Below are 24,973 nucleotides of genomic sequence, written 5' to 3' on the forward strand. Positions count from 1 at the left end.
AACATTAAAAACGGTAACCTGAGGGTTACCGTTTTACTTTTACCTCCGCCACCCGGCTTTTTTACATCTGGCACCCAGGACACCAGTAAAACGGTCGCGAAGAGAGCGTCGTTTTCTCAATCACCCCACCGCAGCGCTCACACTTTTTCCCCGCGCGATGAAACACCTTAAACCGGAACAACGCCCCGTGATGCTTCTTCTCATTCACTACTCCGCGGGTGTTATACGACAGACGCGGGATATCCAGCAGCGCGTGGGATAACGCATCCAGCTGCGCGTCGCTGAGCTGCGAGGCTTTGTGGCTCGCCGCCAGCCCCACCTCCCATAAAATTTCTACCCGCAGATAGTTGCCCAGACCGGCAAGAAACGACTGGTCCAGCAGCAGTCCGGAAAACTGGCGATTGCGAAATTTTGCCGACAACAACCGCGCTTTCACATCCTCTGCCGTCAGGCGTAAATCCAGCACATCCGGCCCCACCCGCTGCAGGAAGGGATGGGTGGTAAGCTGCTCCGGCAGCAGCATCTCAATATCCGAGGCGCTGTAGAGCAGAATGGTTTTGTCCGCCGTCTCCAGTTTGACGCGCAGCACACGGGTCGTCTCCGGCAGTTTACCGGTATCCACCACCCGCCAGACGCCATACAGCTGGTTATGGCTGTAGAGCGTAAGCTGGTTGGAGAAGTGGGTGAGCAGCGCTTTGCCGCGTGTCTCCAGATGCGTGACCGTCTCGCCGATAAGCCGGGATTCAAAGGTTTTTAACTGAGGAAAAGCAAACCACACGTCGGTGAGCGGTTTGCCTTTTATCGCCGCCTCCAGGCTATCCGCCGCGCGGCGGATCTCTGGTCCTTCTGGCATGATGTCTCCTTTCTAGTGCGTCGCTCCGCCCACCACTTTGATGTCGTGCTCCTGACGCAGCGCCACCGCAATGGCGATCTCCAGGGCCTGCTTCACGGTGTGCGTCGCCATGCTCGGGGCGCCGGGGTGCGCTGCCGCCTGCTCGGGGAGGTAAGGAATATGGATAAACCCGCCCTTCACGTCCGGGCTGTGGGCCAGCTTGTGCAGCACGCCGTACATCACGTGGTTGCAGACGAATGTGCCAGCCGTCTGGGAAACAGAAGCAGGAATGCCTGACTCCCGCAGGGCCGCCACCATCGCTTTAATCGGCAGGGTGCTGAACCAGGCGGCCGGACCGCCGTCGACAATGGCGACATCCACCGGCTGTTGCCCCCGGTTATCGGGAATGCGGGCGTCATCGACGTTGATCGCCACCCGCTCAACGGTCACATCCACCCGGCCCCCGGCCTGGCCTATCGCCAGCACGACGGAGGGCTGCAGCGCGTCAATGGCCGCGTTCAGCACCGATAACGACTCGCCAAACACGCAGGGCAACTGCCGCGCTACCACGCGACAGTCATCAATAATCGCGCCATCAAGCTGTTTCACCACTTCCCACGACGGGTTAACGCTCTCGCCGCCAAAAGGCTCAAAACCGGTGATTAAAACTGTTCGCATCATTTCTCCTTACAGGAACATCAGGAAGTAGAGCAGGAATACGTTGGCGATCAGCAGCAGCACCCCGGTAGGCACCTGCGCTTTGATGACCGCATTTTTATCGGGCAGCTCCAGCAGCGCGGCGGGCACGATGTTGAAGTTAGCCGCCATCGGCGTCATCAGCGTGCCACAGTAGCCGGAGAACATACCAATCGCCGCCATCACCGCCGGGTTGCCGCCGTGTTGCAGGACCAGGATCGGGATGCCGATCCCTGCGGTGACAATCGGGAAGGCAGCGAAGGCGTTGCCCATCACCATCGTCAGCAGCGCCATGCCCACGGCATAAACCGCCACCGCGATAAACCGGCTGTCCACCGCCAGATACGTCTGGGTTAGGTAAGAAATCCCCTCCCCGACGCCGGCGGCGGTAAACAGCAGGCCAAGGGTGGCGAGGATTTGCGGCAGAATAAAGGCCCAGCCGATGGAGTCGAGCAGACGGCGCGCCTCCTGCAGAGGCTGATGCACTTTCTCATGGGTCATTTTGACCGCCATCCCCAGGCCAATGAGCGAGCCGACGGTCATCGAGAACAGCGTGACCAGCGTCGAGTGGTTGCCCGGCCCGAACAGCGTCTCCTGCAGGCCCGGGATGTGGTTAAACATCAGCACGCCCACCACTGTCACCACCGGAATGGCCAGCGCCGGTAAGAAGAGGCGATTGCCCAGTCGCTTCGCGCTGCCCTCGCGCTCTTCTGCCGTGCGCTGGTGATAGCTGCCGAGACGCACGCCGCCAAAACCGGCGATCAGCGCCAGGACGACCACCGCCAGACCCACGGCGATATGGACGGTGCGCTTGTCGCCCACCAGATCGTAGGTCCAGTTGCCGAGCAGGAACAGCAGGCCGTAAATGCCCCAGAACAGACCGGTGGTGAGGCGTCGAGGGTTGTCTTTATCGCGAAACGACATCAGCGCCACGATCAGCAGGATCAGGCCTGCCAGCCAGTAGAGATAGCTTTGCTGGAAATTCATTTCACCTCTCCCTGCACTTTCGCCAGTTCGCGCTCCAGATGCTTATCCAGGCGGTACAGTCGGGTGGCGTGGATCGCAAAGGCGCAGAGCGCGGTCGGGATCCCCCACAGGGCAATATGCAGCGGCTCGGTCTGGATGCCGCCGGATTCCAGCATGAAATTATGCATAAAGATGATGGCGCCAAAGGCAACGAAGATGTCTTCGCCAAAGAACAGCCCGACGTTGTCGGTGGCCGCCGACATGGCCCGCAGGCGATAACGCACCGCCCCCGGCAGCTCGCCATATTTCTTCTCTGCGGCCCCTTCTGCCATCGGTGCCAGCAGCGGGCGCACCATCTGCGGATGCCCGCCGAGGCTGGTCAGCCCCATCGCTGCCGAAGCTTCACGGACAAACAGGTAGACGATCAGCAGACGACCGGCGGTGGCGCTGTGGATCTTCGCGATCCACGCCTGGGCCCGCTCTTTCAGCCCGTGGCGCTCCAGCAGACCGATAACCGCCAGCGGGATCAGCAGGATATAGGGCAGGTTGCGGGTGTTCAGGAACCCTTCACCCAGTTTTTCCAGAATGGTGGCGACCGGCATATGCGCCGCCAGGCCGGTGACGATCCCGGCGACAATGACCACCAGCACCGGGTTAAAGCGTAAAAGAAACCCGACCACAATCACCGCGATACCGATGAGTGGCCACAGGGACAGCGTCTCTGCCATGTTCTCTTTCCTGTTGTTGTGTTTGCAAATGTGCGTTATGCACTGATTTTTATATTATTTGCTTCAAATTCCTGACGCAGGCGACGGGCAAAGGCCAGGGCGTGTTCACCGTCACCGTGAATGCAGACCGTCTGTGCGTGTACGGTTGCCCATTCACCGGTAATACTTTTCACCCGGCCGCGCTGGATCATCTCCAGGGTTTGCGCCAGGGACTGCTCTTCATCGGCAATCAATGCCCCGGCCTGAGTCCGCGGCACCAGGCTACCATCCGGCTGATACCCGCGATCGGCAAACACCTCTTCCCGGGTGATCAGGCCATAGCGCGTTCCGGCGCGGATCAGCTCGCTCCCGGCCAGCCCAACCAGGATCAGATCCGGGTCGACGGTCGCCACAGCGCGGGCGATCGCATCGGCAAGATTGCGATCCTTCGCCGCCTGGTTATAGAGCATGCCGTGGGGTTTCACGTGACGCAGCTGCCCGCCTTCGGCGCGAACGATCGCCGCCAGGGCCCCAATCTGATACAGCATTTGCGCATACACCGTCTCCGGCGGCAGGGTCATTGCCGTGCGGCCGAAGTTCTCCCGATCCGGGAAGCTGGGGTGCGCCCCGATGGCCACCCCGTTTTTCAGCGCCTCGCGCACGCAGGCCAGCATGGTTTCGGCATCACCGGCATGAAACCCGCAGGCGATGTTGGCTGACGACACCAGCTGTAGCAGCGCGGCATCGCTGCCGCACCCTTCACCCAAATCTGCATTTAAATCAACCGCGATCATGCAACCTCCACGCCAGCTGTTCGATGTATTGCTTCTGGATGCGTCGTGCTTCCAGAGCCTCTTCCAGGGTACAGGGGACAAAGTGGATCGGCTGTCCGAGCGGCGCCTGGGCCAGGTGGTACATATCGGCTTCGATGATGCAGGCGATCCGCGGATAGCCCCCGGTGGTCTGGGCATCGTTCATCAGAATAATAGGCTGCCCGTTATGCGGCACCTGAATGACGCCCGGCAGCAGGCCGTGGGAGAGCAGTTCGCGCTCGGTGGTACGCTGCAGTTTTTGCCCCTGCAGACGATAGCCCATGCGGTTACTTTGCGGGCTGAGCTGCCAGGGCAGACGCCAGAGCGCATCCTGCGAAGCCTGATCAAACTCATGGTATTCCGGCCCTGGCAGGGCGCGCACGCGGTTATCCCATAGCAGCTGTTTCACGCCCTGCGCTTCGCGGAATTCGCGTCCACCGGCACGGATCTTCAGGCGATCGCCATCTTTCAGCAGACGCCCTTCGTGTCCGCCCAGGCCCACTTTCAGATCGGTACTCAGGGAGTCCATGACCGACGGCACCTCAATGCCGCCCGCGATCGCCAGATAGCTACGCATGCCGCGACGGGGACGATTAAGGGTGAGCTGCTGCCCGGCTTTTACCGGCAGACGCCAGCCGGTCCAGACCGCCGCGCCGTCAAGCCGGGCGTCACAGCCTGCTCCGGTCAGGGCAAACCAGCCGTCTTGTTCAAACTCAAAAATGCATTGCCCGAGAGTGATCTCCAGCGCGGCATCGTCCGGGTCATTGCCCACCAGCAGATTACCAATCTGCAATGCCGGTTTATCCAGCGCACCGCAGTAGCTGATCCCCGACTGGCGAAAACCGATGCGTCCGCCGTCCTGCACCGAGGTATAGAGCCCGGCACGAACTATTTTTAGCATACCCCCTCCTTCTGCGGGATAAACCGCACGGTATCGCCAGGGCGCAGCAGCACCGGCTCGTCACGACTGGGATCGAACAGCGGCAGAGAGGTGTGTCCTATCAGCTGCCAGCCGCCGGGTGTGGCTAAGGGGTAAATCCCGGTTTGCGCCCCGCCAATCCCCACTGAACCCGCCGGCACCTGCAACCGGGGTTCGGCGCGACGTGGGGTAGCCAACTGCTCGGGCAGCCCGCCCAGATAAGGGAACCCCGGCTGAAAACCTAAGAACCAGACTACATAATCAACGGATGAATGGAGCTCCACGACCTGTTTCTCCGAAAGCCCGGCATGCCGGGCCACTTCGCCAAGGTCAGGGCCCGCGGCGGTGCCGTACACAACGGGGATTTCGATGGCGCGGGAATCCGGCTCCAGCGCCTCGCTCTCTTCCCACCAGCGCTGCAGACGCTCAATCGCATCCAGCGCCACCGAGTGGGGATTGCGCAGCACCACGGTAATGTTATTCATCCCCGGAATGGCTTCCACCACTTCAGGGAGTTCACCCAGCCGCTGGGTCAAGCGCCAGATGCGTTTTTGCGTCGCCAGGGTCACTGGCGGTTCCAGCTCCAGTACCACGGCGGTTTCGCCTAGCAGATAACAACGTGCTCGCTGCACTTATATACCTCTCATCAGGCTGGATTAGGGATATCCACAAAGGTGACATCCAGGTCGGTATTTTCTGTCAGCCATTCGCTGAGGGCGCGAATACCGCCGCGTTCCGTGGCGTGGTGGCCTGCTGCATAAAAATGGAGCCCCTGCTCACGGGCGGAGTGAATGGTTTGCTCGGACACTTCGCCGGTGATGAAAGCATCGACGCCAAAACGCGCCGCGCTGTCAATAAAGCCCTGCCCGCCGCCGGTACACCAGGCGACGCGCTGTACGGTATCGGGCCCGGTGTCGCCGCTCCACAGCGGACGACGCCCCAGCCGGGCCTCGATCCACGACGCCAGCTCCAGACCCGGTACCGGCATGGAGAGTTCACCCCAGGGCACCAGCGGCTCGATTTCACCCATGATGGTAATGCCGAGCAGCGCCGCCAGCTGGGCGTTGTTCCCCAATTCCGGGTGGGCGTCCAGCGGCAGATGCCAGCCATAGAGGTTGATGTCGTTTTCCAGCAGGGTCTTCAGGCGATTGCGCTTCATGCCGCGGATAACCGGCGATTCACCTTTCCAGAAATAGCCGTGGTGAACAATCACCGCATCGGCATTCTGACGCACCGCTTCATCGATCAGCGCCTGGCTTGCCGTTACGCCGGTGACAATTTTCTGCACCTGCTCACGCCCTTCCACCTGCAGGCCGTTCGGCGCGTAGTCGCTGAAGCTGGTGCTGTTGAGTTTGTCGTTAATCAGGCGTTCCAGTTCACTGTTTTTCATTATTACTCCCTTATGCTTTACGGGCGGCTTCATACGCGGCCAGCGTGGCAACGCGCGCCTGTTTATGGTCGACAACCGGGCGCGGATAATCGAGGGTGACGCCCTGCTTGTCCGCCCAGGTCCAGGGATCGTGGATGGCCTTGTCCGGTACGGTAGCCAGTTCCGGCAGCCAGCGGCGGATAAACACGCCGTCGGCATCAAACTTCTGCCCCTGGGTTGTCGGGTTAAAAATACGAAAATAGGGGGCCGCATCGGTTCCGGTCGACGCCGCCCACTGCCAGCCGCCGTTGTTGGCGGCCAGGTCGCCATCGATCAGCTGCGAAATAAAGTACCGTTCCCCGGCGCGCCAGTCGATAAGCAGATCTTTGACCAGAAAGCTGGCGGTGATCATGCGCAGGCGGTTGTGCATCCAGCCGGTTTCATTCAGCTGGCGCATGGCGGCATCGACAATGGGATAGCCGGTCTGTCCATATTGCCACGCCTTCAGCTGGGCGTCCTCAGACTGCCATTTGACGTTATCCGTCCAGCGGATGAATGGCCGATATTTACATAAATCAGGGTGATACGTCATCAGGTGACGGTAAAACTCTCGCCAGATGAGCTCGTTAAGCCATACGGAACCCGGTCCACCCTCCAGCGCCTGGGGTTGTTCTGCCAGCAATCGGTGCAGGCACTGACGGGGAGAAAGTACCCCCAGCGCCAGACAGGCTGAGAGACGGCTGGTGCCTTCGATGGCCGGGAAATCACGCTGCGCCTCATACTCCCCTGCCCCTTGCTGGCAGAACTGACGCAGGCGGGCAATCGCCTCTTTCTCGCTCGCCGGGAAGAGGTCAGTATCGAAGGGCTGTTTTGGATAGTCGAAATCCAGCTCTGCCGGAGTAACCTTTTCACCTTCACGGGCGGCAGGCGCCGCCGCACACTCGGGCAGCCCCTCTTTCAGCCGCCGTAGCCAGGCATTTTTAAACGGCGTAAAGACCTTGTACATCTCGTGATTGCCGGTCATCACGCTGCCCGGCGGCAGGATCACGCTGTCATCAAATCCCTGACAGGTGACGTCCTGCAATGCGCGCTCCAGCTGGAGGTCGCGCTGCTGCTCGTTGAGTTCGTACTGGTAGTTATAAAAAAGATGGGTGACATCATGCTTGTCGCAAAGCTGGGCCACTTTTTCACCCTGGGCAGCGAAATCAGGAACCTCCTCATACAGCAGCGGAATGCCTTTGTCGGCCAGTTGCCGTTGCAAACCCTTGAGATGGGCATGAAGAAACGCGGCCTGACGTGGGGCCATGGCGTGCTGCTGCCACTGTTGTGGCGTGGCGATAAATAGCGCCAGCACGCGGGCTTTTTTGTCGCGACAGGCGGCGGCAAGCGCCAGGTTATCGTGGATGCGCAGATCGGCGCGAAACCAGACCAGATGGGTGGCCATAACACTCCAGTATTATCGTCTGTAACATCTACAAGTCACCGAGGATACTTCCCTTTAACAAGTGTAGCCATACTGAAATAAAAAAGGCCGCCCTGATGGCGGCCTTAACGAGACTATGGACCGGCTGTGGCAGCCCTTTCAGAATTCATTTAGATAACGCAAATTTCGCCTGAGGGCGGTTAAGGTTAAGATTAACTTCTCTGGTAGTGCTTGTTTGAATCATCCCTACGGACCGCGAATCCCGAGGGATAAAAAAAACCGCCACATTGCTGTGGCGGTTTTTTTATTACTGCAATTGCTGTGTGTAGTCTTTCTTAGTAAAAGTCACAAACGGCTTTTTCAGCCTGATCCATCCACACCGGCTTATCGCTGGTTTTAGCCCAGACGCGATGCAGATAGCTGTAAAAACGGGCACGATCTTTCCAGAAAAGCATAACTGGTAACGCCAGAACACCCGCTAACACAGCGAAAGTGCGGCGAATAAAAACGATATGTGCCGGATACGCTTTGTAAAATTCCATCATTTTCTCCCCTTTCTCTGGCCGGAAACCTTCTCCGGAAAAGTAAAACTGATTAACTGATGAAAATAGTAACGCTTTGGCTGTAATTTTACTACTCATCCGACCACTCTTTTTCATCCATTTAGTGAATATTTACAATTCACGCCGTAATTGAGTTACATAAAAGTTAAATTAATACTAACCATTAGTTAAATTATGGTCTTAGCCATTTTTATACTTTTTTTACACCTCCCCGCCTGATTTTTGCGAAATCTTTGCGCCAGAAAATTTACCGTTTGCACCATATCTAATGTCACCCGGAGGTGAATTGTGAGTGCAGGTATCATTGCGGGCATCGTGCTGGTGTTTCTGTTACTGGGGTATCTGATCTATGCCCTGCTTAATGCGGAGGCATTCTGATGGCCTCTCAGGGATTTCTGCTTATTGCCAGCTTCCTGCTGGTGCTGTTGGCGCTCGCCCGACCGCTGGGGATGTGGCTGGCACGGATGATTAACGGCCTGCCGCTGCCCGGCGTGCAGGCCATTGACGCAGGTTTATTGCGCCTGCTCGGAATAGGTGCCGATGAAATGGGCTGGCGGCACTATCTGCTCGCTATCCTGCTGCTGAACGGGGTGGGCCTGGTGGTGCTTTTCGCCATGCTGATGCTTCAGGGCTGGCTGCCGCTCAATCCGCAGCAGCTTCCGGGGCTCTCCTGGCATCTGGCGCTCAATACCGCCGTCAGCTTTGTCAGCAATACCAACTGGCAGTCTTATGCCGGTGAAACCACCCTGAGCTATTTCAGCCAGATGGTGGGACTGACGGTACAGAACTTCCTCTCAGCGGCGAGCGGCATTGCGGTGATCTTCGCCCTGATCCGCGCCTTTGCTCGTCAGAATGTCACTACGCTTGGCAACGCCTGGGTCGATTTGACCCGCATCACCCTGTGGGTGCTGCTGCCGCTGTCGCTGGTCATCGCGTTGCTGTTTATCCAGCAAGGCGTATTGCAGAACCTGTTGGCGTATCAGCCGTTTACCTCGCTGGAAGGGGCTAAACAACTGCTGCCGATGGGGCCGGTGGCCTCCCAGGAAGCGATCAAAATGCTGGGTACCAACGGGGGTGGATTCTTTAATGCCAACTCCGCCCATCCGTTTGAGAACCCGACCGCCCTGACCAACGCCGTGCAGATGCTGGCGATCTTCCTGATCCCCACCGCGCTCTGTTTTGCTTTTGGCGAGGCGGTGAGCGATCGCCGCCAGGGACACGCGATCCTCTGGACCATGTCCGCCATCTTTGTGGTCTGCGCGGCGCTGGTGATGTGGGCGGAATGGCAGGGCAACAGCCACTTCATGCTGCTGGGGGCCGACAGCAACAGCAATATGGAAGGGAAAGAGAGCCGCTTTGGCATTCTTGCCAGCAGCCTGTATGCGGTGATCACCACCGCTGCCTCCTGCGGCGCGGTCAACGCTATGCATGACTCCTTCACCGCCCTGGGCGGGATGATCCCGCTGTGGCTGATGCAGATTGGCGAAGTGGTGTTTGGCGGCGTCGGATCGGGCCTGTACGGCATGCTGCTGTTCGTGCTGCTGGCGGTGTTTATCGCCGGGCTGATGATTGGCCGCACCCCGGAATATCTGGGCAAGAAAATCGACGTGCGCGAGATGAAGCTGACAGCTCTGGCGATCCTCGTCACCCCGGCGCTGGTGCTGCTCGGTACCGCGCTGGCGCTGATGACCGACGCCGGACGCAGCGGCATCTTCAACCCCGGGATCCACGGCTTCAGCGAGGTGCTGTACGCGGTTTCGTCCGCGGCAAACAACAACGGCAGCGCCTTTGCGGGCCTCAGCGCCAACTCGCCGTTCTGGAACTGCCTGCTGGCGTTCTGCATGTTGATCGGCCGCTTTGGGGTGATTGTGCCGGTAATGGCCATCGCCGGATCGCTGGTCAACAAGACCCGCCAGCCCGCCTCGGGCGGCACGTTGCCCACACACGGCGCGCTGTTTGTCGGCCTGCTGATCGGCACCGTCCTGCTGGTAGGCGCCCTTACCTTTATTCCCGCCCTCGCATTAGGCCCGGTTGCGGAACATCTCTCTTTACGCTGATTTAACGGAGTAATCGTCATGAGTCGTAAGCAACTGGCCCTGCTCGAACCTTCTCTGGTTCGCCAGGCGCTGATGGATGCGATAAAAAAATTAGATCCGCGCGTGCAGTGGCGCAACCCGGTGATGTTTATCGTCTGGCTGGGAAGCCTGCTGACCACCCTGCTTGCCATAGCCATGGCGGCCGGGTTACTGGCCGGGAGCGCCACCTTTACCGCGGCGATCAGCCTGTGGCTGTGGTTCACCGTGCTGTTTGCCAACGTGGCTGAAGCGCTGGCAGAAGGACGCAGCAAGGCCCAGGCCAACAGCCTGAAAGGGGTCCAGAAGACGGCGTTCGCCCGCAAGCTACGCGAAGCGAAATACGGTGCCGCCACCGACAGGGTGCCGGCGGATGCGCTGCGCAAAGGCGATATCGTGCTGGTCGAAGCCGGAGACATTATTCCCTGCGACGGGGAGGTCATCGAAGGGGGGGCCTCGGTGGATGAGAGCGCCATTACCGGGGAGTCTGCGCCGGTCATTCGTGAGTCCGGCGGCGATTTCGCCTCGGTCACCGGCGGGACGCGTATTCTCTCCGACTGGCTGGTGATCCAGTGCAGCGTCAACCCGGGAGAAACCTTCCTCGACCGGATGATCGCCATGGTGGAAGGCGCCCAGCGGCGCAAAACCCCAAATGAAATCGCCCTGACCATTCTGCTGGTGGCGCTAACCATCGTCTTCCTGCTGGCGACGGCGACCCTGTGGCCCTTCTCGTCGTATGGCGGGACGGCGGTGAGCGTCACGGTGCTGGTTGCCCTGCTGGTCTGCCTGATCCCCACCACTATCGGCGGCCTGCTGTCGGCCATCGGCGTGGCGGGCATGAGCCGGATGCTGGCGGCTAACGTGATCGCCACCAGCGGACGGGCCGTCGAGGCGGCAGGCGACGTCGACGTGCTGCTACTGGATAAAACCGGCACCATCACCCTGGGCAACCGCCAGGCCTCCGAGTTTCTTCCCGCCCCGGGCGTGGATGAAAAAACGCTGGCCGACGCCGCACAGCTGGCCTCGCTGGCGGACGAAACGCCGGAAGGCCGCAGCATCGTGGTTCTCGCCAAACAGCGCTTCAATCTGCGCCAGCGCGACGTGCAGAGCCTGCATGCCACCTTTGTCCCCTTTACGGCGCAGACCCGGATGAGCGGGATTAACATTCAGGATCGCCTGATCCGCAAGGGCTCGGTGGACGCCATTCGCCGTCATATCGCGGCCAACAACGGCCACTTCCCGCCGCAGGTCGATACCCTGGTGGAGAACGTCGCCCGTCAGGGGGCCACACCGCTGGTGGTGGCGGAAGGCGCTACCGTGCTGGGGGTGATCGCCCTGAAGGACATCGTCAAAGGCGGCATCAAGGAGCGCTTTGCCCAGTTGCGTAAGATGGGTATTAAAACGGTGATGATCACCGGGGATAACCGCCTGACCGCCGCCGCTATTGCTGCCGAGGCCGGGGTGGATGATTTTCTGTCTGAAGCGACACCGGAAGCTAAGCTGGCGTTGATCCGCCAGTACCAGGGAGAAGGACGCCTGGTGGCGATGACCGGTGACGGCACCAACGACGCCCCGGCTCTGGCCCAGGCGGACGTGGCGGTGGCGATGAACTCCGGTACCCAGGCGGCAAAAGAGGCCGGGAATATGGTCGACCTCGACTCCAACCCCACCAAGCTGATCGAGGTGGTGCATATCGGCAAACAGATGCTGATGACCCGGGGGTCGCTCACCACCTTCAGTATCGCCAACGACGTGGCGAAATATTTCGCCATCATCCCGGCGGCGTTCGCGGCGACCTATCCGCAGCTGAATGCCCTGAACGTCATGCACCTCCACTCCCCCGCCTCGGCAATTCTGAGCGCGGTGATCTTCAACGCGCTGATCATTATCTTCCTGATCCCGCTGGCGCTGAAAGGCGTGAGCTACAAACCGCTCACCGCCGCCGCCATGCTGCGCCGCAATCTGTGGATCTACGGTCTGGGCGGGCTGGTGGTGCCCTTTATCGGCATTAAAGCCATCGACGTCGTGCTGACTCTGTTTGGGCTGGTTTAAGAGGAAAATCAAATGGCTATGTTACGCCCCGCTATACTGTTGTTTATTCTGCTGGCCCTGATCACCGGCGGGCTCTATCCGCTGGTGACCACCGCGCTGGGTCAGTGGTGGTTTCACGACCAGGCCAACGGATCGCTTATCCGCCAGCAGGGGGAGATCCGCGGTTCCCGATTGATTGGACAGAACTTTACCGCGGCGGGTTACTTTCACGGGCGTCCTTCCGCTACGGCAGAGAGCCCGTATAATCCTATGGCCTCGGGCGGCAGCAACCTGGCGGGCAGCAACCCCGCGCTGGATAACGCCGTTCGCACGCGGGTAGCGCAATTGCGCGCCGCCAACCCGCAGGCCAGCCCGGCGGTGCCGGTTGAACTGGTGACCGCCTCCGGTAGCGGGCTGGACTACAGCCTAACCCCGCAGGCCGTTGCCTGGCAGATCCCGCGCGTCGCGCAGGCGCGTCAGATCAGCAGCGAACAGCTCAGTCAGCTGGTTGCCGCGCATACGCAAAAGCCGTTGTTCAGCGCCATGGGCAATCCGGTGGTGAATATCGTTGAATTAAATCTGGCGCTGGACGCGCTAAGGAAAGAGTAAATGATCGACGAGCCTCAGCGCCCGGACCCGGACAAACTGCTGGAGCAGGCCGCCACGCCCCATCGCGGCAAGCTGAAAATCTTCTTCGGCGCCTGCGCGGGCGTCGGGAAGACCTTCGCCATGCTGAGCGAAGCCCAGCGTCTGCGCGCCCAGGGGCTCGATATTCTGATCGGCGTGGCGGAAACTCACGGACGTCAGGAGACCGCCGCCCTGCTGGCCGGGCTGACCACCCAGCCGCCCCGGCGCATCCATCATCGTGGGCGTCTGGTGACGGAATTCGATCTCGATGCCGCCCTCGCCCGCCGCCCGGCGCTGATCCTGATGGACGAACTGGCACACAGCAACGCCCCCGGCTCGCGCCACCCTAAACGCTGGCAGGATGTCGAGGAGCTGCTGGAGGCGGGCATTGATGTTTTCACCACCGTGAACGTCCAGCACCTGGAGAGCCTCAACGACGTGGTCAGCGGCGTCACCGGCATTCAGGTGCGGGAGACCGTCCCGGACCCGTTTTTCGACGCAGCGGACGAGGTGATGCTGGTTGATCTGCCTCCGGACGATCTGCGCCAGCGCCTGCATGAGGGCAAGGTCTACATCGCCGGGCAGGCCGAGCGGGCAATTGAGCACTTCTTCCGTAAAGGTAATTTGATCGCCCTGCGCGAGCTGGCGCTGCGACGCACCGCCGACCGGGTGGACGATCAGATGCGGGCCTGGCGCGACCGTCAGGGCGAGGAGAAAGTCTGGCATACCCGGGATGCGATTTTGCTCTGCATTGGTCACGGCAGCGGTAATGAAAAGCTGGTGCGCACCGCCGCGCGTCTGGCGGCTAAATTTGGCAGCGTCTGGCACGCCGTCTACGTCGAGACGCCGCAGCTGCACCGTCTGCCGGAGAACCAGCGCCGCGCCATTCTCAGCGCCCTGCGCCTGGCCCAGGAGCTGGGCGCCGAAACCGCCACCCTGGCCGAGCAGGCGGAAGAGAAAGCCATTCTGCGCTACGCCCGGGAGCACAACCTCGGCAAGATTGTCATCGGCAGGCGCGCCCGCCGCCGCTGGTTCAGCCGCGAGAGCTTTGCCGACAGGCTGGCGCAGCGGGCTCCCGACCTCGATCTCTTGATCGTCGCCCTGGACGACAAACCGGCCCCCCTGCCCGCCAGAACCCCGGATAACCGGACGTTCAGCGACAAATGGCGGATCCAGCTGCGCGGCTGTCTGGTGGCGGTGCTGCTCTGCGCCCTGATCACCTTTGTTGCCTGCCAGTGGCTACCCGGCTTCGATGCTGCCAACCTGGTGATGATCTACCTGCTGGGGGTCGTCGTCGTGGCGCTGTTTTACGGCCGCTGGCCCTCGGTGCTGGCGACGATCATCAACGTCATCAGCTTCGATCTCTTTTTCATCGCCCCGCGCGGCACCCTGGCAGTGTCGGATGTCCAGTACGTCCTCACCTTCGCCGTGATGCTGGCGGTGGGTCTGCTTATCGGTAACCTGACGGCGGGAGTGCGCTATCAGGCGCGGATCGCCCGCTATCGCGAGCAGCGCACCCGCCATCTGTATGAGATGTCGAAAGCGCTGGCGGTAGGCCGTACGCCGCAGGATATCGTCCAGACCAGCCAGCAGTTTATTCACTCCACCTTCAACGCCCGCAGCCTGATCCTGCTCCCGGATGCGGAGGGCAAGCTGGGCCCGCTGACCCCGGCCTCAGGGATGACCCCGTGGGATGAGGCCATTGCCCGCTGGAGCTTCGATAAAGGCCAGCCTGCGGGTGCGGGCACCGACACTCTGCCGGGCGTGCCCTGGCAGATCCTGCCGTTACAGAGCCAGGGGGTGGTAGTTGTGGAGCCATCCAACCTGCGGCAGCTGATGATCCCCGAGCAGCAGCGGCTGCTGGAGACCTTTACCCTGCTGGTGGCGAGCGCCCTGGAGCGGCTGGCGCTCACCGCCAGCGAAGAGCAGGCGCGGTTAGCCAGCGAGCGTGAGAGCATTCGCAACTCGCTGCTGGCGGCACTCTCCCACGATCTGCGTACGCCGCTGACGGTGCTGTTCGGCCAGTCGGAGATCCTGACCCTCGACCTGGCGGCAGAAGGCTCCCCCCACGCCATGCAGGCCAGCGAGATCCGCCAGCACGTGCTCAACACCACCCGGCTGGTGAATAACCTGCTGGATATGGCGCGGATCCAGTCCGGCGGCTTTAATCTGAAAAAAGAGTGGCTGACGCTGGAAGAGGTAATTGGCAGCGCCTTAAAAATGCTGGAGCCGGGGCTCGGGGGGCGGCATATCGCGCTGGAGATGTCGGCCCCGCTGGCGTTGATCCACGTTGACGGGCCGCTGTTCGAGCGGGTGCTGATCAACCTGCTGGAGAACGCCGCTAAATACGCGGGCAGCAAAGCGCAAATTGGCATCCAGGCCAGCGTCACGCCCGATACGTTACAGCTGGAGGTATGGGATAGTGGTCCGGGCATTCCGGCGGGCCAGGAACAGGCTATCTTTGATAAGTTCGCCCGGGGTAATAAGGAGTCTGCCATTCCCGGCGTGGGGCTGGGGCTGGCGATTTGCCAGGCGATTGTTGAGGTACACGGCGGCACCATCACGGCCCATAACCGCCCCGAAGGCGGGGCGGTATTTTGTGTTACACTGCCGCTCGATACGCCACCCGAACTGAATGAATTTCCAGAGGATTTGTGATTAACGTCCTGATTGTTGAAGATGAACTCGCCATCAGCCGTTTTCTGCGCGCCGCGCTGGAAGGCGAAGGGTTGCGCGTTCATGACGCCGGGACGCTACAGCGGGGCCTGATTGAAGCCGCCACCCGCAAGCCGGACCTGGTGATCCTCGACTTAGGTCTGCCGGACGGCGACGGCCTCGATTTTATCCGCGAAGTGCGCCAGTGGAGCCAGATGCCGATCATCGTGCTCTCCGCGCGTCTGGAAGAGACCGACAAAATTGCCGCCCTCGATGCCGGTGCCGACGACTATCTCAGCAAGCCGTTTGGCATTGGCGAACTTCAGGCGCGACTGCGCGTTGCCCTGCGCCGCCACGCAACCACCGCCCCCGTCGACCCGGTGTATACCTTTTCCGATATCCGCGTAGATCTGGCGGCACGGCGTATTCAGCAGGGGAACGCGGAAATCCACCTGACGCCCATCGAATTTCGCCTGCTGGCGGTTCTGCTCAACAATCACGGCAAAGTCCTTACCCAACGTCAGCTGTTAAGCCAGGTCTGGGGACCGAATGCGGTGGAGCATAGTCACTACCTGCGCATATATATGGGGCATCTTCGTCAGAAACTCGAAGTGGATCCCGCGCGCCCCCGCCATTTATTAACTGAAACCGGTATCGGTTATCGGTTTATGCTTTGAATAACCATTCATTTTAATTTGACTTAAAAATAATTACCCTGCCTGTTGATATTTAAATAACAGCCAAAGGTTTATTTATTCTTATTTCATGTCATTCAAAACATTAAAAATACAGCACATTAACATAACACCTACAAAACAGCATTTTGATCTGCCATCAAGGTAAAATGCGGATAATTATTTTTTAAACGATCGCTTAATGTTGATCGTCTTCACGGTTTACCTCTCCTTTCCGGATAAAATGACCCCGCTTTCAATTACTGAAAGGAAAAATGGAAATGGAAAATAACAATCGTTTTATGCCCCATATAAGACGGGTCACTCATATAATGAAGTTTGCCCACCGCAACTGCTTCGACTTTCATCTCTTCAACGCCCGGTAGTCCTTCGACTTCTGGCGCACCTGCTTACAGCTACTCCTGAAAAGTTCGTCTTTACAGTCAGTTGACTGCGAACCCGTGCGCTTACCCATCTTGATTCAGACTCATCCGTAACCGGGCGGACTGGATTTTATTCACCAAAAAGCAATGCACTGATTTTTTATCAGAGGCCCAACTTTGCTTTTTTCCGGAAAATAGCGATTTCTTTTTAATGAGAAATCGAAGGACCTCTATTACTTAAAATAAAGAGCGAAAGATGAAAACGTTAAAAATTGCCACCAGCCGTACCTGCCCGCACTGCTTTACCACCACTCGCGAGATGGTGGACGTGAACGACTCAGATTATATTGATGTCGCGGCAGTCGTACTGGCGGTGAGCGATATTTACAATGGCACCATCGAAAAAATAGACGCTACGGGATTTGGTATTCCCGTTTTTATTTCCACGCATAAAGAGGAAATTGTTCCTGCAGAGTATTTATCGCGCATTCAGGGTGTATTTGAATGCGCTGACAACTGCAATGACTTCTACGGTCGACAACTGGAAGCGGCCGCTCAGAAGTACGAAACCCAGCTACGCCCGCCGTTCTTCCGCGCGCTGGTGGACTATGTCGCGCAGGGTAACAGCGCCTTTGACTGCCCGGGGCATCAGGGCGGGCAGTTTTTCCGCCGTCACCCTGCGGGAAATCAGTTTGTTGATTTCTTTGGCGAGACGCTGTTCCGCTCCGATCTGTGCAATGCCGACGTGGCGATGGGCGATCTGCTGATCCACGAAGGTGCGCCGTGCATCGCCCAGCAGCATGCGGCGAAAGTCTTCAATGCGGATAAAACCTACTTCGTGCTGAACGGCACTTCTTCATCCAACAAGGTGGTACTGAACGCCCTGCTCACCCCCGGCGATCTGGTGCTGTTCGATCGTAATAACCATAAATCCAACCATCACGGCGCGCTGCTGCAGGCGGGCGCAACACCGGTGTATCTGGAAACCGCACGTAACCCGTACGGCTTTATCGGCGGTATTGACGCCCACTGCTTTGACGAGCGCTATCTGCGGGAACGGGTGTCAGAAGTTGCGCCCGGTCGCACCCGCGATCGGCGCCCGTTCCGCCTGGCGGTGATCCAACTGGGTACCTACGATGGCACCATCTATAACGCCCGTCAGGTGGTGGATAAGATCGGTCACCTGTGCGATTACATCCTGTTTGACTCCGCCTGGGTGGGCTACGAGCAGTTCATCCCGATGATGGCCGACTGCTCACCACTGCTGCTGGAGCTGAACGAGAACGACCCGGGAATTCTGGTCACCCAGTCGGTGCATAAACAGCAGGCAGGCTTCTCGCAGACGTCGCAGATCCACAAAAAAGACCGGCACATCAAAGGCCAGCAGCGCTATGTTCCGCATAAACGCCTGAATAACGCTTTTATGATGCACGCCTCCACCAGCCCGTTCTATCCGCTGTTTGCCGCCCTGGATATCAACGCCCGCATGCATGAGGGCCAGAGCGGCCGCAACATGTGGATGGATTGCGTGGTAAACGGTATCGAAGCGCGCAAGCTGATCCTACAAAACTGTCAGTTTATCCGCCCGTTTGTGCCGGAAACGGTGGATGGACGTCCATGGGAAAGCGCCAGCACCGCCGACATTGCCACCAACCTGCGCTTCTTCCACTTCGTTCCAGGTGAAAACTGGCACGCCTTTGAAGGCTATGCCGAGCACCAGTACTTTATTGACCCGTGCAAGCTGCTGCTGACCACGCCCGGCATCAACGCCCGCACCGGCGAGTACGAGGAGTTTGGGGTGCCGGCCACCATTCTGGCTAACTTCCTGCGTGAAAACGGCATCGTTCCGGAAAAATGCGATCTCAACTCGATCCTGTTCCTGCTCACGCCAGCCGAGGACATGGGCAAACTACAGCAGCTGGTCGCCCAGCTGGTGCGCTTCGAGAAGCTGCTCCAGACCGATGCCCCGCTGAAGGAGGTGCTGCCGTCGATCTGTAAGCAGTATCCGGAGCGCTACGCCGGTTATACCCTGCGCCAGATTTGCCTGGAGATGCACGAGCTTTACGCCCGTCATAACGTGAAACAACTGCAAAAAGAGATGTTCCGTAAATCGCATTTCCCGCGGGTGATGATGAACCCGCAGGAGGCGAACTTTGCCTACCTGCGCGGCGAGGTCGAGCTGGTCTCTCTGCGTGATGCGGAGGGTCGGATTGCCGCCGAAGGTGCGCTTCCTTATCCGCCGGGCGTGCTGTGCGTCGTCCCGGGCGAAATCTGGGGCGGTTCGGTGCTGCGCTACTTCACAGCGCTTGAAGAGGGGATCAACCTGCTACCGGGCTTTGCGCCGGAGCTGCAGGGCGTGTACGTCGAAGAGTGTGACGGACGCAAGCAGGTTCGCTGCTATGTCATCAAACAACCTGCCGCTCAGCCTGCGCTGCTGAAAGGAGAGACATTATGAGTAAGTCCAACAAAATGGGCGTGGTGCAGCTCACTATTCTCACCATGGTCAACATGATGGGATCGGGCATTATCATGCTGCCAACCAAACTCGCGGAAGTGGGTACCATCTCGATTATCTCCTGGCTGGTGACGGCGGTAGGCTCGATGGCGCTGGCGTGGGCCTTCGCCAAGTGCGGGATGTTCAGCCGCAAATCAGGCGGGATGGGCGGTTATGCCGAGTATGCCTTCGGCAAGTCGGGCAACTTTATGGCCAACTATACCTACGGTGTGTCGCTGCTGATCGCTAACGTCGCGATTGCGATTTCGGCGGTGGGCTATGGCACAGAGCTGTTCGGTGCCACGCTCAGCCCGGTGCAGATCGGCATCGCCACTATCTGCGTGCTGTGGCTGTGCACCGTCGCCAACTTTGGCGGGGCACGCATTACCGGACAGCTCAGCAGCATCACCGTCTGGGGGGTCATTATCCCGGTGGTGGGACTGTGCATTATCGGCTGGTTCTGGTTCAGTCCGACGCTGTACGCCAACTCCTGGAACCCACACCATGTACCGTTCTTTACCGCAGTGGGCTCGTCCATCGCGATGACGCTTTGGGCCTTACTGGGGCTGGAGTCGGCGTGTGCTAACGCCGAAGTGGTGGAGAACCCGGAAAAGAACGTACCGATTGCGGTGCTGGGCGGCACCCTGGGCGCGGCGGTGATCTATATCGTCTCCACCAACGTGATCGCAGGGATTGTGCCTAACATGGATCTGGCCAACTCCACCGCCCCGTTCGGTTTAGCCTTCGCCCAGATGTTCACCCCGGAAGTGGGGAAAGTGATCATGGGCCTGATGGTGATGTCCTGCTGCGGTTCGCTCCTCGGCTGGCAGTTCACCATCGCTCAGGTATTCAAAACCTCGGCTGATGCGGGTTACTTCCCGAAAATCTTCTCCCGCGTGACCAAAGCCGATGCACCGGTGCAGGGAATGCTGGCGATTGTGATTTTCCAGAGCGGTCTGTCGTTAATGACCATTAGCCCGTCGCTGAACAGCCAGTTCAACGTGCTGGTCAACCTGGCGGTAGTGACCAATATCATCCCGTACATTCTGTCGATGGCGGCGCTGGTGATCATTCAGAAGGTGGCAAAAGTCGACCCGGGCAAGGCAAAAATTGCCAATATCGTGGCGCTGGTGGGGGCGATTTACAGCTTCTACGCGCTCTACTCTTCCGGGCAGGAAGCGATGCTGTACGGGGCGATGGTGACCTTTATGGGCTGGACGCTCTACGGGCTGGTTTCACCGCGTTTTGAGCTGAAGAATAAAATGAGCTAAAAAACCGTAGGCCGGGCAAGCGCAGCGCCGCCCGGCACAAAAAAGCCCGGTGGCGCTAACGCTTACCGGGCCTAAGAATACCGGCAACCGGGTTGCCGTTTTTGATGATTACGCGTTCTTCAGTACTTCGCTGACAATCTCTACCGCTTCTTTCTCAATCTGCTGGCGGTGTTCCGCGCCGAGGAAGCTTTCACAGTAGATCTTGTACGCATCTTCCGTACCGGATGGACGCGCCGCGAACCAGCCGTTTTCGGTCATCACCTTCAGGCCGCCAATCGACGCGCCGTTACCCGGTGCTGCGGTCAGACGCGCGGTGATCGGGTCACCCGCCAGGGTACTGGCGCTGACCATCTCTGGTGACAGCTTAGACAGCGCCGCTTTCTGGGCGGAGGTGGCAGAGGCCTGCAGACGGTTGTAGCTCGGGGCACCGAAACGGGCTGCGAGCTCGTCGTAGTGCTCCTGCGGGTTCTTACCGGTAACGGCGGTGATCTCCGCTGCCAGCAGGCACATGATGATGCCGTCTTTGTCAGTGGACCACGGCGTGCCGTTGAAGCGCAGGAAGGATGCGCCCGCGCTCTCTTCGCCGCCAAAGCCGAAGCTGCCGTCGAACAGGCCGTCAACGAACCATTTGAAGCCAACCGGCACTTCCACCAGCTTACGGCCCAGGTCGTTAACCACGCGGTCGATCATTGCGGAGGAGACCAGGGTCTTGCCTACGGCAACCTCTGCGCCCCACTGTGGACGATGCTGGAACAGATAGTTGATCGCCACGGCCAGATAGTGGTTTGGATTCATCAGGCCCGCAGGGGTGACGATACCGTGACGATCGTAGTCCGGGTCGTTAGCAAACGCGAGGTCGAACTTGTCGCGCAGCGCCAGCAGACCGGCCATTGCGCACTCGGAGGAGCAGTCCATACGGATTGCGCCGTCTTTATCCAGGTGCATAAAGCGGAAGGTCTGATCGACATGATCGTTAACGATGGTCAGATCCAGCTTGTAGTGCTCCGCAATACGTTTCCAGTATTCGATACCGGAACCGCCGAGCGGGTCGACGCCAAGTTTGAGACCGGCTTTCTGGATCGCCGCCATATCGACGATATCCGCCAGCCCTTCAACGAACGGCTGCACCAGATCCTGCTCTTTCACATGGCCGGAGGCCATCGCTTCGTCCAGGGAGATACGCTTCACGCCTTTCAGGCCGTCGGCCAGCAGGGCATTGGCACGATCTTCCACCACTTTGGTGACGTTGGTGTCAGCCGGGCCGCCATTGGGTGGGTTGTATTTGATACCGCCATCTTCCGGCGGGTTGTGGGACGGCGTAATCACAATGCCGTCAGCCTGCGCCCCACCCTTCTGGTTATGCACCAGAATGGCATTAGAGACGGCAGGGGTCGGCGTATAGCCGTTGTTTTCCTGAATCACGACGTCCACGCCGTTAGCGGCCAGCACTTCCAGCACGGAAATAAAAGCAGGCTCTGACAGGGCGTGCGTATCTTTACCCACGTAGCACGGACCGGTGACGCCATTTTTAGCGCGCTCTTCCGCAATGGCCTGAGCAATGGCCAGAATATGCGGCTCGTTAAAGCTGTGGCGAACCGCACTGCCGCGGTGGCCGGATGTACCAAACTTAACTGCGTGTTCTGCGTTACCCACTTCCGGCTTCAGCACGTAGTACTGCGCGGTAAGCTGGGCGACGTTAATCAAATCGCTCTGTTGTGCAGGTTGACCCGCACGATTGTGATTTGCCATTGCCTGGTCCTTCTGATGCAAGGGTTAGATAGTACCGCAAACCTTATCAATCAATTCCACCGGGAACTGCATCGACTGCATGATGTGTTCGATCATGCTGCGCTTACGTCCGGTATTGGTATTGGTGATCACCCAGTACGGTGTACCAGGCAGGTGCTTGGGTTTAGTTTGATTGCCATTCTGTAACAGCGTCTGCTCGTCACCCGCGAAATAGACGCGGGTACGGCCATGCAGGGATTCCGTCGCATCGGCAAACGCGTTGTTATCCAGTGAATAGAGTGTAGTCAGCACCAGCATAAAGCGGTTAACTGCTTTCTTCTGCTCAGCGTATTCGTCAGAAAGCAGCAATTCGCGCATCGCACGCACTTTGTCTTTGACAGGCGACAGCGGCTTTTCCTGCGCTACGGCAACAGGCTGGCGCGTCTCTTTGATGGCCGGAGCGGCAGGCTGAGAGGCGGCGGCAATTTTCAGCATGCGCCGTAAAATGTCGGACGCGCTCTCACCGATATGCCGCGTCTGGCTGGCAATATACTGATAAAGCTCGTCATCAACTTCGATTGTTTTCATCTTAATCCAGTGCGATATCTTATCTGAATACAAGTCGTTGGGAGTATAAGTTCAAAACCCAACAGCGGATAGCGTCAAGCCAGAATGGCGGCAAAAGTCAGAATTAACTGTTTCCTTGCAGCCGGGCGGCAGAATGGTCAACATGATACCCTAACCTGACATACGTAAAAAAAGAACTTTGCCATGAAATTGAATACCCGAGCGCAATCTGCACAATCGCCGCACAATAATTCTCCCATCGTCCTGGTTCATGGCCTGTTTGGTAGCCTGGATAACCTTGGCGTGCTGGCACGGGATCTGGTGACCGACCACGCGCTGCTGCAGGTGGATATGCGCAACCACGGTCTGTCGCCGCGCTCGCCGCAGATGACCTACGCTGACATGGCGCAGGATCTGCTGGATACGCTGGATGAACACCATATCGAAAAAGCGATCCTGATTGGCCATTCGATGGGCGGCAAAGCGGTGATGGCGCTGACGGCTCTTGCGCCAGAGCGTATCGCCGGCCTGGTGGTGATCGACGTAGCGCCGGTAGATTATGACGTGCGCCGCCACGATGAGATCTTCGCCGCCATTAATGCCGTGACGGACGCGGGCGTCAGCACCCGCCAGCAGGCTGCCGCGCTGATGCGTGAGCATCTGGACGAAGAAGGCGTGGTGCAGTTCCTGCTGAAATCCTTTGTGGACGGCGAGTGGCGCTTCAACGTGCCGGTGCTGTGGGATCAGTATGACCATATCGTCGGCTGGGAGTCGGTTCCGGCGTGGCCGCACCCGACCCTCTTTATTACCGGCGGCAACTCGCCCTATGTAACCGAAGCGTATCGTGATGCGCTGCTGGCGCAATTCCCCCTGGCGCGTGCGCATGTGATTGCCGGGGCCGGGCACTGGGTTCATGCCGAAAAACCGGACGCGGTGCTGCGCGCCATCCGTCGGTACCTCGCTGACATCAATAATTGATTAAAAAGAGAGCGACTGGTCGCCCGTGGGCCTCCAGTCGTTGGCGTGCCGTTTTCGGTGATGTATGATGGCGCGCTTATCGCCCGGGCATTAGCAGGGTGTCTTGTTTCCCCCGAAGTCTCAAAATCATGGCCAAAGAACACACGGACCGCACGACAATAGATCTGTTCGCGAATGAGCGTCGCCCGGGACGACCGAAAACCAATCCGCTTTCGCGTGATGAACAGCTGCGCATCAACAAGCGCAATCAGCTTAAACGCGATAAAAGCCGCGGGCTTAAACGCGTCGAGCTGAAACTGAATGCTGACGCCGTCGATGCGCTGAACGAGCTGGCGAATGCCCGTGAGATCAGCCGCAGTGAGCTTATTGAAGAGATGCTGATTTCACAGCTTGAGAAATGGCACGGTAAAGCGTAAGTCAGAAAACTCCCCTTCTTGTTGCTTTCATGTAGCACAGAGTGCAGTCCTGGGTGATAGCAGTTTCCGCAGGCTTCTCTGTTCTGCTATGATTGCCCTTATCCGTGGCTAAATTGCGCCACCATACCATTAAGTTTCAAGAGGTTATTTTACTCATGGCAATCATCGGCATTTTTTTCGGCAGCGACACGGGTAACACCGAAAATATCGCAAAAAACATTCAAAAACAGCTAGGTAAAGACGTTGCCGATGTGCATGACATTGCGAAAAGCAGCAAAGAAGATATCGAAGGTTACGATATCCTGCTGCTGGGCATCCCGACCTGGTACTACGGCGAAGCGCAGTGCGACTGGGACGACTTCTTCCCGTCTCTGGAAGAGATCGATTTCAACGGCAAACTGGTTGCCCTGTTCGGCTGTGGCGATCAGGAAGACTACGCGGAGTACTTCTGCGATGCGCTGGGCACTATTCGCGACATCATTGAACCGCGCGGCGCCGTCATCGTCGGCCACTGGCCAACGGCCGGTTACCACTTCGAAGCGTCCAAAGGTCTGGCCGATGATAACAACTTCGTCGGTCTCGCCATTGATGAAGACCGCCAGCCGGAACTGACCGCTGAGCGTGTAGATAAATGGGTTAAGCAGGTCCGCGAAGAGTTGCACCTCGACGATATTCTTAATGCCTGATGAAGCTGCGGCGCAATGATTAAGTTGCGCCGCATTGATAGGTATAAGCAATCAAAATAATTGCTACAAATTTTTAACTTTTGCTGTCATACCTGTACAATGAT

Annotated in this window: 24 protein-coding genes; 12 read left to right on the forward strand and 12 right to left on the reverse strand. The window is 58.8% G+C overall.

Features of this window, described 5'->3' with window-relative positions:
- Positions 1 to 61: 61 nt before the first annotated feature.
- The 10 genes from nei to FFB58_RS08175 all read right to left on the reverse strand — a co-directional run bounded on the left by nei (position 62) and on the right by FFB58_RS08175 (position 8,266).
- The gene (nei, locus tag FFB58_RS08130; protein WP_138369578.1) at positions 62 to 853 is read right to left on the reverse strand and encodes an endonuclease VIII; all 792 of its coding nucleotides are present in this window, start codon (positions 851 to 853) and stop codon (positions 62 to 64) included.
- A gap of 12 nt (positions 854 to 865) precedes the next feature.
- Positions 866 to 1,510 (reverse strand): pyroglutamyl-peptidase I, encoded by a 645-nt coding sequence (gene pcp, locus FFB58_RS08135; RefSeq protein ID WP_138369579.1) that lies wholly within the window; start codon positions 1,508 to 1,510, stop codon positions 866 to 868.
- Between the two features lie 9 nt (positions 1,511 to 1,519).
- A complete protein-coding gene (locus tag FFB58_RS08140) occupies positions 1,520 to 2,515 on the reverse strand; it encodes a DUF979 domain-containing protein (RefSeq protein ID WP_138369580.1) in 996 nt (331 codons plus the stop codon).
- Positions 2,512 to 3,222 (reverse strand): DUF969 domain-containing protein, encoded by a 711-nt coding sequence (locus tag FFB58_RS08145; protein WP_039029326.1) that lies wholly within the window; start codon positions 3,220 to 3,222, stop codon positions 2,512 to 2,514. Before FFB58_RS08145 ends, FFB58_RS08140 begins: the two co-directional genes overlap by 4 nt.
- 35 nt (positions 3,223 to 3,257) lie before the next feature.
- Complete coding sequence (gene pxpA / locus FFB58_RS08150; protein WP_138369722.1) at positions 3,258 to 3,992, reverse strand: 5-oxoprolinase subunit PxpA; 735 nt, start codon at positions 3,990 to 3,992, stop codon at positions 3,258 to 3,260.
- Positions 3,982 to 4,914 carry a 5-oxoprolinase subunit PxpC gene (gene pxpC, locus FFB58_RS08155; RefSeq protein ID WP_039029325.1) on the reverse strand — a complete coding sequence of 311 codons (933 nt, stop codon included), beginning with the start codon at positions 4,912 to 4,914 and terminating at the stop codon, positions 3,982 to 3,984. Before pxpC ends, pxpA begins: the two co-directional genes overlap by 11 nt.
- Positions 4,908 to 5,564 (reverse strand): 5-oxoprolinase subunit PxpB, encoded by a 657-nt coding sequence (gene pxpB / locus FFB58_RS08160; RefSeq protein WP_039029324.1) that lies wholly within the window; start codon positions 5,562 to 5,564, stop codon positions 4,908 to 4,910. Before pxpB ends, pxpC begins: the two co-directional genes overlap by 7 nt.
- A gap of 14 nt (positions 5,565 to 5,578) precedes the next feature.
- A complete protein-coding gene (locus tag FFB58_RS08165) occupies positions 5,579 to 6,322 on the reverse strand; it encodes a type 2 GTP cyclohydrolase I (RefSeq protein ID WP_039029323.1) in 744 nt (247 codons plus the stop codon).
- Positions 6,323 to 6,332: 10 nt separating this feature from the next.
- Positions 6,333 to 7,745: a deoxyribodipyrimidine photo-lyase gene (phrB, locus tag FFB58_RS08170; RefSeq protein WP_138369581.1), complete on the reverse strand. Its 1,413-nt coding sequence runs from the start codon at positions 7,743 to 7,745 to the stop codon at positions 6,333 to 6,335.
- 314 nt (positions 7,746 to 8,059) lie between these two features.
- Positions 8,060 to 8,266, reverse strand: a complete 207-nt coding sequence (locus FFB58_RS08175) for a YbfA family protein (protein WP_039029414.1) — start codon at positions 8,264 to 8,266, stop codon at positions 8,060 to 8,062.
- Positions 8,267 to 8,575: 309 nt separating this feature from the next.
- Between FFB58_RS08175 and kdpF the strand changes: the two genes are divergently transcribed.
- From kdpF to potE, 9 genes are all read left to right on the forward strand, one after another.
- Positions 8,576 to 8,665 carry a K(+)-transporting ATPase subunit F gene (kdpF, locus tag FFB58_RS08180; RefSeq protein ID WP_072036638.1) on the forward strand — a complete coding sequence of 30 codons (90 nt, stop codon included), beginning with the start codon at positions 8,576 to 8,578 and terminating at the stop codon, positions 8,663 to 8,665.
- Positions 8,665 to 10,344 (forward strand): potassium-transporting ATPase subunit KdpA, encoded by a 1,680-nt coding sequence (gene kdpA / locus FFB58_RS08185; protein WP_138369582.1) that lies wholly within the window; start codon positions 8,665 to 8,667, stop codon positions 10,342 to 10,344. The genes kdpF and kdpA overlap by 1 nt, the downstream gene beginning before the upstream one ends.
- A gap of 18 nt (positions 10,345 to 10,362) precedes the next feature.
- Positions 10,363 to 12,411 carry a potassium-transporting ATPase subunit KdpB gene (kdpB, locus tag FFB58_RS08190; protein WP_138369583.1) on the forward strand — a complete coding sequence of 683 codons (2,049 nt, stop codon included), beginning with the start codon at positions 10,363 to 10,365 and terminating at the stop codon, positions 12,409 to 12,411.
- 12 nt (positions 12,412 to 12,423) lie between these two features.
- Positions 12,424 to 12,999, forward strand: coding sequence for a potassium-transporting ATPase subunit KdpC (kdpC, locus tag FFB58_RS08195; RefSeq protein ID WP_039029319.1), 576 nt, complete (start codon positions 12,424 to 12,426; stop codon positions 12,997 to 12,999).
- Positions 13,000 to 15,675, forward strand: coding sequence for a two-component system sensor histidine kinase KdpD (gene kdpD, locus FFB58_RS08200; RefSeq protein ID WP_138369584.1), 2,676 nt, complete (start codon positions 13,000 to 13,002; stop codon positions 15,673 to 15,675). It begins immediately after the preceding gene.
- Positions 15,672 to 16,349, forward strand: coding sequence for a two-component system response regulator KdpE (gene kdpE, locus FFB58_RS08205; protein ID WP_039029317.1), 678 nt, complete (start codon positions 15,672 to 15,674; stop codon positions 16,347 to 16,349). Before kdpD ends, kdpE begins: the two co-directional genes overlap by 4 nt.
- A gap of 278 nt (positions 16,350 to 16,627) precedes the next feature.
- Positions 16,628 to 16,732 (forward strand): leader peptide SpeFL, encoded by a 105-nt coding sequence (gene speFL, locus FFB58_RS08210; protein ID WP_138369585.1) that lies wholly within the window; start codon positions 16,628 to 16,630, stop codon positions 16,730 to 16,732.
- A 253-nt stretch (positions 16,733 to 16,985) separates the two neighbouring features.
- The gene (gene speF / locus FFB58_RS08215) at positions 16,986 to 19,184 is read left to right on the forward strand and encodes an ornithine decarboxylase SpeF (RefSeq protein ID WP_138369586.1); all 2,199 of its coding nucleotides are present in this window, start codon (positions 16,986 to 16,988) and stop codon (positions 19,182 to 19,184) included.
- A complete protein-coding gene (gene potE / locus FFB58_RS08220) occupies positions 19,181 to 20,494 on the forward strand; it encodes a putrescine-ornithine antiporter (RefSeq protein WP_138369587.1) in 1,314 nt (437 codons plus the stop codon). Before speF ends, potE begins: the two co-directional genes overlap by 4 nt.
- Positions 20,495 to 20,602: 108 nt before the next feature.
- On the opposite strand, the gene pgm is transcribed toward potE, so the two are convergent.
- Together pgm and seqA are read right to left on the reverse strand one after the other, a co-directional pair.
- Complete coding sequence (gene pgm / locus FFB58_RS08225; RefSeq protein WP_039029314.1) at positions 20,603 to 22,243, reverse strand: phosphoglucomutase (alpha-D-glucose-1,6-bisphosphate-dependent); 1,641 nt, start codon at positions 22,241 to 22,243, stop codon at positions 20,603 to 20,605.
- A gap of 24 nt (positions 22,244 to 22,267) precedes the next feature.
- On the reverse strand, positions 22,268 to 22,810 hold the full coding sequence (seqA, locus tag FFB58_RS08230) for a replication initiation negative regulator SeqA (RefSeq protein ID WP_039029313.1): 543 nt from the start codon (positions 22,808 to 22,810) through the stop codon (positions 22,268 to 22,270).
- 183 nt (positions 22,811 to 22,993) lie between these two features.
- Between seqA and ybfF the strand changes: the two genes are divergently transcribed.
- The 3 genes from ybfF (at position 22,994) to fldA (ending at position 24,869) form a co-directional block, all read left to right on the forward strand.
- Complete coding sequence (gene ybfF / locus FFB58_RS08235) at positions 22,994 to 23,767, forward strand: esterase (RefSeq protein ID WP_138369588.1); 774 nt, start codon at positions 22,994 to 22,996, stop codon at positions 23,765 to 23,767.
- Between the two features lie 128 nt (positions 23,768 to 23,895).
- Positions 23,896 to 24,183 carry a LexA regulated protein gene (ybfE, locus tag FFB58_RS08240; RefSeq protein ID WP_039029311.1) on the forward strand — a complete coding sequence of 96 codons (288 nt, stop codon included), beginning with the start codon at positions 23,896 to 23,898 and terminating at the stop codon, positions 24,181 to 24,183.
- Positions 24,184 to 24,338: 155 nt separating this feature from the next.
- The gene (fldA, locus tag FFB58_RS08245; protein ID WP_039029310.1) at positions 24,339 to 24,869 is read left to right on the forward strand and encodes a flavodoxin FldA; all 531 of its coding nucleotides are present in this window, start codon (positions 24,339 to 24,341) and stop codon (positions 24,867 to 24,869) included.
- The last annotated feature ends 104 nt before the right edge of the window (positions 24,870 to 24,973 follow it).

Origin of the sequence: Enterobacter sp. MF024 (assembly GCF_005843915.1) — a bacterium.
GTDB classification, from domain to species: domain Bacteria; phylum Pseudomonadota; class Gammaproteobacteria; order Enterobacterales; family Enterobacteriaceae; genus Enterobacter; species Enterobacter barmai.

Bases quoted from the DNA above. Each gene is read 5' to 3' on its own strand.
- potE (WP_138369587.1), top strand. From the start codon at position 19,181: ATGAGTAAGTCCAACAAAATGGGCGTGGTGCAGCTCACTATTCTCACC.
- ybfF (WP_138369588.1), top strand. From the start codon at position 22,994: ATGAAATTGAATACCCGAGCGCAATCTGCACAATCGCCGCACAATAAT.
- phrB (WP_138369581.1), bottom strand. From the start codon at position 7,745: ATGGCCACCCATCTGGTCTGGTTTCGCGCCGATCTGCGCATCCACGAT.
- pgm (WP_039029314.1), bottom strand. From the start codon at position 22,243: ATGGCAAATCACAATCGTGCGGGTCAACCTGCACAACAGAGCGATTTG.
- FFB58_RS08145 (WP_039029326.1), bottom strand. From the start codon at position 3,222: ATGGCAGAGACGCTGTCCCTGTGGCCACTCATCGGTATCGCGGTGATT.
- FFB58_RS08140 (WP_138369580.1), bottom strand. From the start codon at position 2,515: ATGAATTTCCAGCAAAGCTATCTCTACTGGCTGGCAGGCCTGATCCTG.
- speFL (WP_138369585.1), top strand. From the start codon at position 16,628: ATGGAAAATAACAATCGTTTTATGCCCCATATAAGACGGGTCACTCAT.
- kdpA (WP_138369582.1), top strand. From the start codon at position 8,665: ATGGCCTCTCAGGGATTTCTGCTTATTGCCAGCTTCCTGCTGGTGCTG.
- pxpC (WP_039029325.1), bottom strand. From the start codon at position 4,914: ATGCTAAAAATAGTTCGTGCCGGGCTCTATACCTCGGTGCAGGACGGC.
- kdpD (WP_138369584.1), top strand. From the start codon at position 13,000: ATGATCGACGAGCCTCAGCGCCCGGACCCGGACAAACTGCTGGAGCAG.
- seqA (WP_039029313.1), bottom strand. From the start codon at position 22,810: ATGAAAACAATCGAAGTTGATGACGAGCTTTATCAGTATATTGCCAGC.
- FFB58_RS08165 (WP_039029323.1), bottom strand. From the start codon at position 6,322: ATGAAAAACAGTGAACTGGAACGCCTGATTAACGACAAACTCAACAGC.
- FFB58_RS08175 (WP_039029414.1), bottom strand. From the start codon at position 8,266: ATGGAATTTTACAAAGCGTATCCGGCACATATCGTTTTTATTCGCCGC.
- kdpC (WP_039029319.1), top strand. From the start codon at position 12,424: ATGGCTATGTTACGCCCCGCTATACTGTTGTTTATTCTGCTGGCCCTG.
- pcp (WP_138369579.1), bottom strand. From the start codon at position 1,510: ATGCGAACAGTTTTAATCACCGGTTTTGAGCCTTTTGGCGGCGAGAGC.
- nei (WP_138369578.1), bottom strand. From the start codon at position 853: ATGCCAGAAGGACCAGAGATCCGCCGCGCGGCGGATAGCCTGGAGGCG.
- ybfE (WP_039029311.1), top strand. From the start codon at position 23,896: ATGGCCAAAGAACACACGGACCGCACGACAATAGATCTGTTCGCGAAT.
- kdpB (WP_138369583.1), top strand. From the start codon at position 10,363: ATGAGTCGTAAGCAACTGGCCCTGCTCGAACCTTCTCTGGTTCGCCAG.
- speF (WP_138369586.1), top strand. From the start codon at position 16,986: ATGAAAACGTTAAAAATTGCCACCAGCCGTACCTGCCCGCACTGCTTT.
- fldA (WP_039029310.1), top strand. From the start codon at position 24,339: ATGGCAATCATCGGCATTTTTTTCGGCAGCGACACGGGTAACACCGAA.